Source organism: Streptomyces sp. NPDC002573, assembly GCF_042889625.1.
Lineage (GTDB): Bacteria > Actinomycetota > Actinomycetes > Streptomycetales > Streptomycetaceae > Streptomyces > Streptomyces gibsoniae.
The window spans coordinates 79,731-92,587 of sequence record NZ_JBIARC010000009.1; the positions used below are offsets into that span (position 1 = coordinate 79,731).

Below are 12,857 nucleotides of genomic sequence, written 5' to 3' on the forward strand. Positions count from 1 at the left end.
CCCCGCCGCTCCGCATCCGTAGAGGTCCGTCCGGGTCAGCCCGCCACGAACGTGTGTGCGGCCTTGTCGTGCCAGCACTGGCGCCAGGGACGGTCGAACATGCACCACAGGACACCGACGACACCGATGCCCAGTACGCCGGGAATGCTGTAGACCAGCCAGCGGCACAGGGCCGGGCCGAAGGCCGGCGGCTCATGGCCCTCGATGTCCCGCACCTCGAGTCCGCACAGCTTCTTGCCGAGCGTGCGGCCCCACCGGGCGGTGGGCAGCACCTCGTAGAGCACACCGAAGCCGAGCAGCACGGCGAGCACGATGCCGAGATAGACCGAGGTCGTGCCGTCCAGCAGCCAGACCGTGACGGTCCGCCCGGACAGCCGGGCCGCGTCGATCTTGCCGTTGATGTGGTCGATCGCCTTGCCGGCCAGCGGAACCGCGGCCGCACCCGTGACCGCCGCCAGGACCAGGGTGTCCAGCAGCCGGGCGGCCAGCCGCTTGCCGAGGCCCGCGGGCCGGGCCGCCGCCTGCGCCCGCGCGGCCGCCAGGAACGGGTCGTCCACCGGCGGCTTCCACGGAGCGGGCGGCCGGTCGCCGCCGTCCGCGAGCTGGTGCACCTGCTGGGCCCAGGAGGGCTGGCCGCCGCCGGGTCCCGCGGTCATGGGCGCGCCGGGTCCCATCGCGGGGCCGGGCTGCTGCGGCAGGCTCGCCGCCGGTTGCTGGGAGAGCGAGCCGGCCTGCTGCGGGACGGGCGCCCCCGCCGCGGGCGCCTGGGGCGCCGGGGCCGGCTGGGCCTGGGGTGCCGGGGCCGCCCGCGGCGGGGTGACCTTCGGCGCCTCGGGGTCCAGGCCGAGCGCCTGGCGGGCGGCGGCCTGGGCGTCAGGCGTGCGCGTGGCGGAGCGACCCGTGGCGGAACCGGCCGCCCCCGCGCTTCCGCTCTGCTCCCCCGTGCGCGGGGAGAGCGCACGGATCGTCATGGTGCTCTCGGAGGGGGCGGGTTCCTCGGCGCCCGGGGCGGATCCGGTCGCGGCGGGCGGGATGGTGGCGGTGCCGTCCGTCCGGGTCGCCCTGCCGTCGGGCGCACCCGCGCCCGGCAGCCGCGGGTCGGCGGCCTCGGCCGCGCCCCAGGACACCCGGCGGTCCGGCTCGCCGCCGAACCCGGACTGCCGGGAGCGGTCGGCGCCCCAGGCCGAGGCGGGCTCCTGGCGGTTGTCGTGCGGGGCCTGCGCCGCGCCGCCGGACGCGCTCGCCGGACCGGACTGGCCGACCGGGTCCTCGTCGAAGAAGTGCGGGCCCGTCGCCTCCGCGGGGGACTCCGCGGGGCCCGCGCCGGGCGGGGCCGGGGCTGTGCCGTCGGCGGGTGCCGGCCGACTGGTGCCGGGCACCCAGGCGACCCCGTTCCAGTACCGGACGTATCCGGGAATGGACGGATCCGGGTAGTACCCTTCGCGGGGCCTGTCGTCACCGGGTGCCGGGGTGGGGGCGCTCATGTCCGTCGTCCCGTATCTGCTCGGGGGTTGTCTGGGCATCCACAGCTTTGTGTGGGCATCCACATCTATCAGAAGCGGGCAGGCGGTACGGCCTCTCCGGCCGTACCCACCCCTTTCCGGGCGATAGCGCGCACACCCTTCACATACCCGGAACGCACGCCGAAAGAAAGTTCTCGTAAACGCGCGTTCGTACCAACGGCCCCTTCCATGGGCGCTCCTGCGAACTATCCCCCGGGCTCGGCTCAGAAGACCTTGCCCGGGTTCAGGATGCCCAAGGGGTCGAAAACCTGTTTGATCGCCCGGTGCGTCTCCACGCCCACCGGGCCGATCTCCCGGGCCAGCCACTCCTTCTTCAGCAGGCCCACCCCGTGCTCGCCGGTGATGGTTCCGCCGAGTTCCAGGCCGAGTTGCATGATCTCGTCGAAGGACTCACGGGCGCGCCGCGACTCGTCGGGGTCCTGTGCGTCGAAGCAGACGGTCGGGTGGGTGTTGCCGTCGCCCGCGTGCGCGCAGACCCCGATGGTGAGCCCGTACTTCCCGGCGATCCGCTCGACCCCTTCGAGCATGTCGCCGAGCCGGGAGCGGGGCACGCACACGTCGTCGATCATCGTCGTGCCCTTGACCGCCTCCAGCGCGGTGAGCGACAGACGGCGTGCCTTCAGCAGGAGTTCGGACTCGGCCGCGTCGTCGGCCGGGACGACCTGGGTGGCGCCCGCGGCCTCGCACAGCGCGCCGACCGCGGCGAGGTCGGCGGTCGGGTCCGGGGTGTCGAAGGCGACGAGCAGCAGCGCGTCGGTGGACTCCGGCAGGCCCATGTGCGCGAGGTCGTTGACGGCCTTGAGGGTCGTACGGTCCATCAGTTCGAGCAGGGACGGCACATGCCTGGCCGCCATGATCCGGCAGACGGCGTCGCAGGCGTCGGCCGCCGACGCGAACTCCGCGGCCAGCACCAGCTGTTGCGGCGGCTTCGGCTTCAGGGCGAGGATCGCGCGGACCACGATGCCGAGCGAGCCCTCGGAGCCGACGAAGAGGCGGGTGAGGTCGTATCCGGCGACGCCCTTGGCGGTGCGGCGGCCGGTGGACAGCAGACGCCCGTCGGCGAGCACGACGTCGAGACCGAGGACGTACTCGGCCGTGACCCCGTACTTGACGCAGCACAGACCGCCCGAGGCGGTGCCGATGTTGCCGCCGATCGTGCACATCTCCCAGCTGGAGGGGTCCGGCGGGTAGAAGAGGCCGTGTTCCTCCACCGCGCGGGAGAGCGTGGCGTTGATGACGCCGGGCTCGACCACGGCGATGCGGTCGACCGGACTGATCTCCAGGATCCGGTCCATCTTGGTGAGCGAGAGCACGATGCAGCCGTCGGAGGCGTTCGCGCCGCCCGACAGCCCAGTGCGGGCGCCCTGCGGGACGACCGGGATCCGCAGGTCGGTGGCGGTCCGCAGGACGTGCTGGACCTGTTCGACGGTGCGCGGCAGCACGACCACGGCCGGGGTGCCGGCCGCGCAGAAGCTCGCCATGTCGTGTCCGTACGAGGCCGTGACGTCGGGATCGGCCAGGACGGCCTCGGCGGGCAGACCCGCCCCGAGGCGGTCGAGGAGGTTGCCGGTGACTTCGTCGCGCGGGGCTTCGATACGGCTCATGATCACAGCGTCGCACCCGGGGGCGGCGGTGGGAACCCCCACGGAAACCCCCGCGAGGGCGCGCGCCGTTGCCCCCTCCGGGACCCGGTCGTCAGGGTCCCGGAGGCCCGGGGGTCAGGACCCCGGAGGCACGGGTGGGCGGGTCACAGGTTTCCGCGCTTCTCCTGCTCGCGCTCGATCGCCTCGAACAGGGCCTTGAAGTTGCCCTTGCCGAAGCCCATGGAGCCGTGACGCTCGATGATCTCGAAGAACACCGTCGGACGGTCCTGGACCGGCTTGGTGAAGATCTGCAGGAGATAGCCGTCCTCGTCGCGGTCGGCGAGGATCTTCAGCTCGCGCAGGGTCTCGACGGGGACGCGGGTGTCGCCGACCCACTCGCCGAGGGTGTCGTAGTACGAGTCCGGGGTGTCCAGGAACTGCACGCCCGCCTCGCGCATCGTGCGGACCGTGCGCACGATGTCGTTCGTGTTGAGCGCGATGTGCTGGACGCCGGGGCCGCCGTAGAACTCCAGGTACTCGTCGATCTGGGACTTCTTCTTGGCGATCGCGGGCTCGTTGATCGGGAACTTGACCTTGAGCGTCCCGTCGGCCACGACCTTCGACATCAGCGCGCTGTACTCGGTCGCGATGTCGTCGCCCACGAACTCCTTCATGTTCGTGAAGCCCATGACCTTGTTGTAGAACTCGACCCACTCGTTCATGTGGCCGAGTTCGACGTTGCCGACGCAGTGGTCGATCGCCTGGAAGGTGCGGTGGGCCGGCGGCTCGACGATCGGGTCGGCGGCGGCGTAGCCGGGGAGGTAGGGGCCGTCGTAGCCGGTGCGCTCGACCAGGGTGTGGCGGGTCTCGCCGTAGGTGGCGATCGCGGCCAGGACGACGGTGCCGTGCTCGTCCTTCATCTCGTACGGCTCGGCGACCGAGGCGGCGCCGTGCTCGATCGCGTAGGCGTACGCCGCGCGCGCGTCCGGGACCTCGATGGCGAGGTCGATCACGCCGTCGCCGTGCTCGGCCACGTGCCGGGCGAGGAAGTCGCCCCACTCGGTGGCGGGCTTGACGACCGAGGTGAAGACGAAACGGGCGGAGCCGTTCTCCAGGACGTACGAGGCGGTCTCGCGGCTGCCGGTCTCCGGTCCGGAGTAGGCGACGAGCCGCATTCCGAAGGCGGTGGAGTAGTAGTGCGCGGCCTGCTTGGCGTTGCCCACGGCAAAGACGACCGCGTCCATTCCCTTCACCGGGAAGGGGTCTGCCTCACGCGCGGTGTCCGGGGTGTGGTGTGTGGTCTGCGTCATGTCGGCAGCCTCACCCGTCTCCGCAAGGTGCGCAATAGTTTGCGTATCGGCTGGGCATTCTGCCCAGTGGAGGGCCCGGATCGCCGGGCGTTCTGTACAGGATGACCATCAGGGAGTGCGGTGTGGCGATCGATCATCTGGACGCCCGGCTCATCGTGTTGCTGGCGCGCGAGCCGCGCATCGGGGTGCTGGAGATGTCCCGGCGGCTCGGGGTCGCCCGCGGCACGGTCCAGGCGCGTCTGGACCGGCTCCAGTCCCAGGGGGTGGTCCGCGGCTTCGGGCCGGAGGTGGATCCGGCCGCGCTCGGTTACCCCGTCACGGCGTTCGCGACGCTCCAGATCCGCCAGGGCCAGGGCCCGGACGTGCGGGCCCATCTGGCGACCGTGCCCGAGGTCCTGGAACTGCACACCACCACCGGCAGCGGCGACATGCTGTGCCGGCTGGTGGCCCGCTCGAACGCCGACCTCCAGCGGGTGATCGACCGGGTGGTCGGCTTCGAGGGGATCGTCCGCGCCTCGACGGCGATCGTCATGGAGAACCCGGTTCCGTTGCGGATCATCCCTCTGGTGGAACAGGCGGCGCAGGACCGGGAGCGGGGCTGACGGCTCCCGGCGGGCGGCGGGGTCAGGCCTCGCGGGGGACCGGGTTCGCCGTGGCGCGGAGCACCGGGTCATGGCGCAGTCGTACGAAGGTGATCAGCAGGGTGATGGCCTGCACCACGGCGCACGCGCCCATGACGTCGGTCAGATACGGCGGCGGGGTGAGGGCCAGCACGACGCCCGCCACCGGGAAGGGCAGCAGCAGGATCAGGATCGTCAGGGAGAGGGTCGTGCCGAAGGCCGCGGGCGGGATGATCAGCGAGCGCAGGGTGCGCAGGACGACGGTGAGCCCTCCGTCGGCGGCCATGAACAGGGCTACGAGGGCCGTGTAGCCGGCATAGGAGGGGGCCCAGGGCACCGCGAGGCAGGCGGCGGCCGCGACCGTCCCGCTGATGACGCCGACCCCCCACAGGCCCGCCCGGTTCAGCGCGAACCGGCAGCAGGTGATCACGACCAGGGTGGCGGCGGCAGCCACCGACCAGAGCGTGCCGACGGCGGCCGGGGAACGGCCGAAGCGGCCCTCCACGAGGACGGGACTCGCCGACTGCAGCAGACCGAGCGCGAGGTTGGAGAAGGCCAGCCCGGTCACGAGCCGCCGCAGGGACGGGAGTGACCGCAGGGTGCTCCAGCCTTCCCGCATGCCTCCGCCCGTCCCCTGTCCGCCACCTCGTCCGGCGCGCAGGGGGGTGGGCGGGGTCTGCAGGGCGAGCCCGGCCGACAGGAAGGACAGCACGCTCAGACAGGCGAGCATGCGGGTCGGCCCGGTCAGCAGCAGGACACCGCCCAGGGCCGGGCCGACGAGGGTGGCCGTCTGGTCGATGCCGATCAGCACCGACTGCACCCTGTGGGACTGCCCTTCGGAGCGGCGGCTGACGATGGCGCCGACCGCCTCGTTGGCGATGAAGCTGAACTGGGTGAGGGCACCCGTCACGGCGGCCAGCGCCATGACGGTCACGGTCTCGGTCGTCCCCCGGGGCAGCATGAACAGGACGACACCGGCGCCCGCCACCAGCAGGGCCCGCAGGAGCGAGGCGAGGAAGCACACGATGGCCGCGCCGCTGCGGTCCACCAGGTCACCGGCGAAGCTGAACGCGGCCACCCGGGGTATCCACTCCAGCGCGAACGCCAGACCCGTCAGGGACGCGGAGCCGGTGGTCGCCAGCACCACGAGCGGCATGGCGTAGGTCGCCATGGAGTAGGCGAGCGCGTCGCAGGCGCGCGGTGCGTAGACCCGCCGGAACAGACTGCCTGTGGGCACTGCCGCATGCCGACCGGCCGGTCGGACCTCGTAGAGAGAGACGGTCACGGGGTGGAGGGCTTTCGGTAGCGGGGGCGCGAAAGGGGCGCGACGCGGCGTCCCGGGCCATTTCGGGCATGCACATGCCACGAGTGGGGCCGCAATGCCTGGTTGAGGCGTGAACTACGGAGCGGTAACAACATAGCGGAACAGGAGGCTCCTGAAGAGCCCCGGAGCATCGCCTGACACAGACGGGCGCGCCGCCCGGCACACAAAGAAACCCTTGCAAAGAAAGTGTTGCAAGGGTTTCTTTGCAACGCTATCTTTGCACTCATGACCGAGCAGCCCGACGACCGTCGTGTCCATCAGCTCGACGCCCGCTCACTGCGCGGGCTCGCCCACCCGCTGCGCATGCGCCTGCTGGACGCCCTGCGCTTCGGCGGCCCCGCCACCGCCTCCCAACTCGCCGCGAGACTGGGCGAGTCGAGCGGCGCCACCAGCTACCACCTGCGCCAGCTCGCGACGCACGGCTTCGTCGAGGACGCCCCGGAGCAGGGCAAGGGGCGCGAGCGGTGGTGGCATGCGGCCGTTCAGGGCCTGCGCTTCGACGACGACCTGCTCGAGGACACCGACCCGGCCGTCCGGGGTGCGGCCGACTTCTATCTCCACGAAATCGCCACAAACCAGGCGCGGGAGCTGTCGACCTGGCTCGGCACCCGGCACGAGTGGTCCGAGGAATGGGGCCGCAGCACGGACATGAGCAGCGCGACCCTACGACTTACCCCGGAACTCACCCGGGAACTCGTCCAGAAGGTGCACGCACTCGTGGAGAGCTACCGCGACCTGCCCGCCGCCAAGGACGCCCCCGACGCGGAGACGGTCCGCATCCACTCCCACGTCTTCCCCCTCGCCACGGACTGAGAGGCACGGCCGATGCACTCCGAGATCCACCTCGCACTGCACCGCGTCCGCGCCGCCGAACTCCAGGCCCAGGCACACACCCATGGCCGCGCCCTTGACGCCAGGCCGCCCCGGGACCTGCGGGTACGCCTCGGCTGGACCCTCGTCGAGGTCGGACTGCGACTCGTCGCCCCGCCCCGGAGCGTCGCCGTCCCCCAGGTCTGACGGCCCGGTACCGGCGGGTCCAGTGCGGTGGCCGGGGAGGTTTGCCGAGCCGGTGAACCTTTCCGGGCGCAACACGCCCTACTAGTTAGGAACAGCCCGAACCGGAAGACCTGACGGAGTCCTCCTAGCAGCTCGGTACGGACTTGCCCTTCTCCACGGCCACCAGCGACTCGACCGCCTCGTTCAGGGTGGTCACCGGGACCAGGCGCAGACCCTTGGGGAGTTCTGCCCGCGCGTCGGTGCACTCCTCCTTCGGGACCAGGAAGACCGTCGCGCCGTCACGGCGGGCGGCCTGCACCTTGAGGGCGACCCCGCCGACCGCGCCCACGTCGCCGGCGGCGTCGATCGTGCCCGTACCGGCGACGGTGCGGCCGCCCGTGAGCTCGCCGCCGGCGCCGTCGCCGTCCAGCTTGTCGATGATCCCGAGGGTGAACAGCAGGCCCGCGCTGGGGCCGCCGACGTCCGCGAGCTTCAGTGTGACCTTGACGTCCTTTTCGCTGACATGCAGGTACTTCAGTGCCGCCCGGCTGGCCGCGTCCTGGGACTGCTGCATCTGCTGTGCGTTGTGCTGCTCGATCTCCTTGACGCTGTTGCCGCTCGGATACACCGCGTCGCGCGGCAGCACCGCGCGGTCCGTGCGGAACCAGCCGTCGATCACGTCGCCGAGGGACACGGGGGTGTCGGGCCCGGTCGCCTCGATCGTCGTCATCCGCAGCTGGCCCGTCGTCGTACGCATGGGCGCGCCGCTGATCGTGATCACAGGGGCGCCCTTGTTCTCGCCGAGGACGTTCGCCGTCATACCGGGCTGCGCCACGGCGAACGGCAGCGGCGCGAACACCGCCGTGGCGAGCAGGGCCACGACGGGCAGGGCGCAGATGGCGACGGCCTTGGGGCGGGAGAGGCGAGAGAGCACGGGATCAATCTAACGCGAGGACGGGTTCCGGCCACGTGCCGGTCGGACCGGGCGGCGGTCATGCCGGAGGGCGGGTGGCCCGGGTGGCGGTCAGGGCGACCGCGGGCGGGTCCCGGCGCCGGTCAGCCGCGGATCAGCCGCGGTGGAGATCCCTTCGGTCCGTGGTGAAGCGCCGTAGCGCGTCCGGGAGGGGTGCGACACCGATCCCGGGTGCGAAGGGCACCGGCAGATGGCCGTCCTGGAGCACGAACGGCTCGGTGATGTCCTCGGCGAAGTAGCGGGCGGACGCCGAGGTGTCGCCGGGGAGAGTGAAGCCCGGCAGGGCGGCCAGGGCCAGATTGGGTGCGCGCCCGATGCCCGTCTCCAGCATGCCGCCGCACCACACGGGCACCCCGTGCGCCCGCGCCACGTCGTGCACACGGCGGGCTTCCGGATAGCCGCCGACTCGCGCGGGCTTCACGTTCACGACCCGGCAGGCGTCCAGGGCGATCGCGGAGGCGGTGTCGCGGGCGGAGTGCAGGGACTCGTCCAGGCAGACCGGTGTGGTGATCCGCCGCTGGAGCAGGGCATGGGCGTGCAGGTTGTTCTCCTCCAGCGGCTCCTCGATCAGCAGCAGCCCGAACTCGTCCAGCCTGCGCAGATGTTCGGCGTCGGCGAGCGTGTAGGCCGTGTTCGCATCGACCTGGAGGGGCAGCGCCTCCCCGAAACGCTCACGGACGGCCCGTACGGGCTCCACGTCCCAGCCCGGTTCGATCTTCAGCTTGATCCGCACATATCCCTCGGCGAGATAGCGCTCGACGTCGTCCAGCAGCTCGGGCACCGAGTCCTTGATGCCGACCGACACCCCGGCCGGCACCCGGTCCCGTACCGCGCCCAGATAGGTCGCCAGCGACATGCCGTACGCGCGCAGTTCCGCGTCCAGGACCGCCGTCTCCAGAGCCGCCTTCGCCAGCTCGTGTCCCTTGATCCCCGCCACGGCCGGGGCGAGCGCGGCCGTGGTGAGGTGCGGCAGCGCCGCGGCGCGCGGCAGCAGGAAGTCACGCAGGACGATCTCCGCGCCGGCCACAAACTCGGAGCAGTACCGCGGTTCGGGATCGGCCGCGAACTCCGACCAGCCCTCGGCGGCGTCGGTGACGACATGGAGCAGGAAGGTGTCCTTCGTGGTCATGGTCCCGAAGGAGGTGCGGAACGGGGTGACGAGCGGGATCGCCACATGGACGATCTCGACGCGGTCCAGTCTCATGCCGGGGCCCCCTCCTCGCGGGTGAGCGTGTACCAGCCGTCCCGGGACATGCCCGTGGCCGTGAACCCCTCGGCGAAGGCCTTGGTGAACACCTCGCGCACGGCGTGCCGCCAGCGCAGCGCGAGCGCCGGGTCGGTGGCGCGCAGGGCGACCACGTCGTGGGGGACGCGGCACCACAGGGTCCGGTCGTCGAGGGAGCGGCGGGCGAGCGGTCCGCCGTCGGGGGCCGTGGCGGTCTCCGCCGTTCGAGTCGGGTCGGGAGCCGTGGCGGTCTCCCCCGTACGCGTCGGGTCGGGGGCCGGGGTGACGGAGGCAGGTGCGGACGCGTGGCGAGGCGCCACCAGGTCCCAGGTCACCGTGAGCCGGTCGCTCTCGTCGCCGTCGTTCACACCGTCGGCCATCGGACCGTAGAAGTCGACCAGGTACTCCGTGCCGGTCGCGCCCAGCTTCACCAGGTTGAAGCGGGCGTTACGGGCGACCAGCGGGTCGAAGGTCCAGCGCAGGGTGCGGGCGCCGCGCCCCAGCAGCCAGGCGCGCTGCGCCTGCTTCACCACGGGCCCGAGGCCCGGGTCGGCCGCCGCCAGCAGGGAGTACGCGTCCGCCTCGGCCGGCGGCCCGAAGACCGCGGCGCAGGCCCCGGCGAGCCGGCCCCCGTCGGCGGTGTACGCGGCGTGCACGGCCCCGCCCGCGTGCACCACGCTGTGCAGCACCTCGGCCGGCAGCGGCGGGGAGCTGCGGGGCGTGCGCCAGACGTCGCTGAAGTAGTCGGCCACGGCGGCGAGAGGGGCCACGCCCTCGACGGTACGGAGGTGGACGCCCGCGGCACGGGCGGACTCCTCCGCGAGCCGGGCCGCCCGCTCCTGGGCCACGGACAGCTCCGTCCGGTCCGTCGGGTCCGTCTCTGCGGTCATGGATCGAGTCTCGGGGCCCGCGACGCGCCCTCGCGTTGTGCGGGCGGCCAAAGAGTGCGTACGTTCATGAGGAGATCGGCCAACATACGAAGGACGTGACCCCGTGGACGTCGGCACTCTCGGCGACCTGCTGGACGTGGTCGGCGAGCCCTCCCTGCGGCTGCGCACCGCGCCCGCCGGACTGTCGGCACCGGTCACCGAGGCACTGCTGTACGACGCCCACGCCCCGCTCCCCCGGGCGCCCGGCGCCCTGCTGCTCGCGGTGGGCGTGCCGGGCGCGGACGCCGGGCCGCTGACCCGGGCCGCCGCGGCGGCGGGGATGACCGGTGTCGTCGTACGCGGCACGGACGGGCCGGTCGCCGAGGCCGAGGCGGCCGGGGTCGCCCTGCTCTCGGTCGACGAGGACGCGGCCTGGCACCAGGTGCACCTGCTGCTCGCGTCGGCGATCGGAGCCCGCCCCGCGACCGGCGGCGGGGACGCCCGCGGGGAACTGTTCGCGCTGGCCGACGCGGTGGCCGCGGCGGTCGGCGGGGCCACGACGATCGAGGATCCGGGGCAGCGGATCCTCGCCTACTCCACGGTGCCGGGACAGGCCACGGACGAGGACCGCCGCCAGGGCATCCTCGGTCTCCGGGTGCCCGGGAGCCCGGAGAACACCGAGCAGTACCGGACGGTCTTCGCCGCGCCCGGCCCGGTGCGGCTCCCGGCGCTCGCGGGTGCGCTGCCCCGGCTCGCCGTCGCCGTCCGCGCCGGGGGCGAGACCCTCGGCTCGCTCTGGGTCGTGGACGACGGCCGGCTCGCGCCCGACGCCGAGGAAGCCCTGACGCGGGGCGCGTCCACGGCGGCGCTGCTTCTGCTGCGGGCGCGCGCCGCGCGGGATCTGGCCCGGCACCAGGACGGCGATCTGCTGCGCCGGCTCCTCGACGGCACCGCCGACCCGGCCGCGGCCGGGCACCGGCTCGGCCTCGACGCGGTACGGGTCGCCGCGTTCGTACCGGACTCCCCGGCGTCCGCGCCGGACGGCGAACAGACCGCGCTGCGGCTGCTGGACCTCGTACGCCTGCAGTGCGAGGCCCGCTACGGGCGGCACGCGTGCGTACTCGTCGACGGGGTCGTGTACGCGCTGCTGCCCGGGTCCGGCGAACGCGCGCAGCGGCACCGGCATCTGGCCGAGGACATCGTGCGGCGGGCCGGGCAGGCGCTGCGGGTGCCGGTACGGGCCGGGCTCGGCGAAGTGGTGCCCTCACTCGCGGGCGCGTCGGCGTCCCGGGCCGACGCAGACCTGGTCCTGCGTGTGCTCGGAGCGGAGCTGCCGGTGGCGTGCGTGACCGAGGTACGGCCCCGGATCACCCTGCTGCGGCTGGCCGAAGTGATGTGGGACAGCCGGGAGTTGAGTGCCGGGGCGTGGCGGGCGGTGCTGGACCACGACGCCGCGCACGGCACCTCCCATGCGCACACCCTGCTGGCGTGGTTCGAGGCCGAGTGCGACATGGCGGGCGCGGCCGAGCGGCTGGGGGTACACCCCAACACCTGCCGCTACCGCCTCAAGCAGATCCATCGGCAGCTCGGCGTCGATGTGCACGATCCGGACGAACGGCTGGTGCTGTGGCTCCAGTTGAGGGTGCTGGACCGCTGATCCGGCGGCCCGTCAGCGCAGCGCCTCCGCCACCTCCCGGGCCGCGTCCACCACCCGCGGCCCCACCCGCTCCGGCACCGTGTCCGACAGCATGACGACCCCCACACTGCCCTCGACCCCGTTCACCCCGAGCAGCGGCGCCGCCGCCCCGCTCGCGCCCGTCTCCAACTCCCCGTGGGTCAGCGTGTAGCCGGTCTCGGGGCTCTGCTGGCGACGGGCGGCGAGTATCGCCCGGCCCGCGGCTCCCCGGTCGAGCGGATGCCGGAACCCGGCCCGGTACGCCACGTGGTAGTCGGTCCACGAGGGCTCGACCACGGCGACGGCCAGTGCCTCCGCGCCGTCGACCAGGGTGAGGTGCGCGGTCGCGCCGATGTCCTCGGCGAGCGCCCGCAGTGCGGGCATCGCGGCCTCCCTTACGAGGGGGTGCACCTGGCGGCCGAGGCGCAGCACACCGAGCCCGACCCGGGCTCGGCCCCCCAAGTCGCGGCGGACCAGGGAGTGCTGCTCCAGCGTGGCCAGCAATCGGTACACCACGGTCCGGTTGACCCCCAGTCGGGTGGACAGCTCGGTGACCGTCAGCCCGTGGTCCGTGTCGGCGAGCAGTTTGAGGACTCTGAGGCCCCGGTCCAGCGTCTGGGAGGTCTCCGCGGTCACGACGCCCACTCCTTAGTGGTGAGGACGGCGGCCCCCTCGCGGCGGATGCGTCACCGGGTCCCGTCCGGCGACGCGCGCGTCAGAGGCCACCGATCGGCCGGCGGCCCGGGCGGCCCCCGGGCT

General features: G+C 72.9%; 12 protein-coding genes. 4 read left to right on the top strand and 8 right to left on the bottom strand.

The window, feature by feature from the left end:
• Positions 1–35 precede the first annotated feature (35 nt).
• From ACFYX0_RS11775 to hppD, 3 genes are all read right to left on the bottom strand, one after another.
• On the bottom strand, positions 36–1,484 hold the full coding sequence (locus tag ACFYX0_RS11775; protein WP_388969401.1) for an RDD family protein: 1,449 nt from the start codon (positions 1,482–1,484) through the stop codon (positions 36–38).
• 242 nt (positions 1,485–1,726) lie between these two features.
• On the bottom strand, positions 1,727–3,133 hold the full coding sequence (locus ACFYX0_RS11780) for an FAD-binding oxidoreductase (protein ID WP_388969531.1): 1,407 nt from the start codon (positions 3,131–3,133) through the stop codon (positions 1,727–1,729).
• A gap of 137 nt (positions 3,134–3,270) precedes the next feature.
• Complete coding sequence (gene hppD, locus ACFYX0_RS11785; protein WP_388969403.1) at positions 3,271–4,416, bottom strand: 4-hydroxyphenylpyruvate dioxygenase; 1,146 nt, start codon at positions 4,414–4,416, stop codon at positions 3,271–3,273.
• A gap of 122 nt (positions 4,417–4,538) precedes the next feature.
• Here hppD and ACFYX0_RS11790 point away from each other — a divergent pair, with 122 nt between their 5' ends.
• Complete coding sequence (locus tag ACFYX0_RS11790; RefSeq protein WP_311692346.1) at positions 4,539–5,018, top strand: Lrp/AsnC family transcriptional regulator; 480 nt, start codon at positions 4,539–4,541, stop codon at positions 5,016–5,018.
• Between the two features lie 22 nt (positions 5,019–5,040).
• On the opposite strand, the gene ACFYX0_RS11795 is transcribed toward ACFYX0_RS11790, so the two are convergent.
• On the bottom strand, positions 5,041–6,321 hold the full coding sequence (locus ACFYX0_RS11795; protein WP_388969405.1) for an MFS transporter: 1,281 nt from the start codon (positions 6,319–6,321) through the stop codon (positions 5,041–5,043).
• A gap of 264 nt (positions 6,322–6,585) precedes the next feature.
• Between ACFYX0_RS11795 and ACFYX0_RS11800 the strand changes: the two genes are divergently transcribed.
• Both ACFYX0_RS11800 and ACFYX0_RS11805 read left to right on the top strand, forming a co-directional pair.
• Positions 6,586–7,173, top strand: coding sequence for an ArsR/SmtB family transcription factor (locus ACFYX0_RS11800; RefSeq protein ID WP_388969407.1), 588 nt, complete (start codon positions 6,586–6,588; stop codon positions 7,171–7,173).
• Between the two features lie 12 nt (positions 7,174–7,185).
• Entirely contained in the window at positions 7,186–7,377 is a 192-nt protein-coding gene (locus ACFYX0_RS11805) for a hypothetical protein (RefSeq protein ID WP_388969409.1), read from the top strand.
• A gap of 124 nt (positions 7,378–7,501) precedes the next feature.
• Here the strand turns inward: ACFYX0_RS11805 and ACFYX0_RS11810 are convergent, their stop codons facing one another.
• The 3 genes from ACFYX0_RS11810 to ACFYX0_RS11820 all read right to left on the bottom strand — a co-directional run bounded on the left by ACFYX0_RS11810 (position 7,502) and on the right by ACFYX0_RS11820 (position 10,444).
• Positions 7,502–8,290 (bottom strand): S16 family serine protease, encoded by a 789-nt coding sequence (locus ACFYX0_RS11810; protein ID WP_388969411.1) that lies wholly within the window; start codon positions 8,288–8,290, stop codon positions 7,502–7,504.
• 133 nt (positions 8,291–8,423) lie between these two features.
• Entirely contained in the window at positions 8,424–9,533 is a 1,110-nt protein-coding gene (gene menC / locus ACFYX0_RS11815; protein WP_388969413.1) for an o-succinylbenzoate synthase, read from the bottom strand.
• Complete coding sequence (locus ACFYX0_RS11820) at positions 9,530–10,444, bottom strand: chorismate synthase (protein ID WP_388969415.1); 915 nt, start codon at positions 10,442–10,444, stop codon at positions 9,530–9,532. Before ACFYX0_RS11820 ends, menC begins: the two co-directional genes overlap by 4 nt.
• 103 nt (positions 10,445–10,547) lie before the next feature.
• On the opposite strand from ACFYX0_RS11820, the gene ACFYX0_RS11825 reads away from it, so the two are divergent.
• Positions 10,548–12,080 carry a PucR family transcriptional regulator gene (locus ACFYX0_RS11825; RefSeq protein ID WP_388969417.1) on the top strand — a complete coding sequence of 511 codons (1,533 nt, stop codon included), beginning with the start codon at positions 10,548–10,550 and terminating at the stop codon, positions 12,078–12,080.
• 12 nt (positions 12,081–12,092) lie between these two features.
• Here the strand turns inward: ACFYX0_RS11825 and ACFYX0_RS11830 are convergent, their stop codons facing one another.
• Positions 12,093–12,734 carry a helix-turn-helix domain-containing protein gene (locus ACFYX0_RS11830; protein ID WP_311692330.1) on the bottom strand — a complete coding sequence of 214 codons (642 nt, stop codon included), beginning with the start codon at positions 12,732–12,734 and terminating at the stop codon, positions 12,093–12,095.
• Positions 12,735–12,857: the final 123 nt, after the last annotated feature.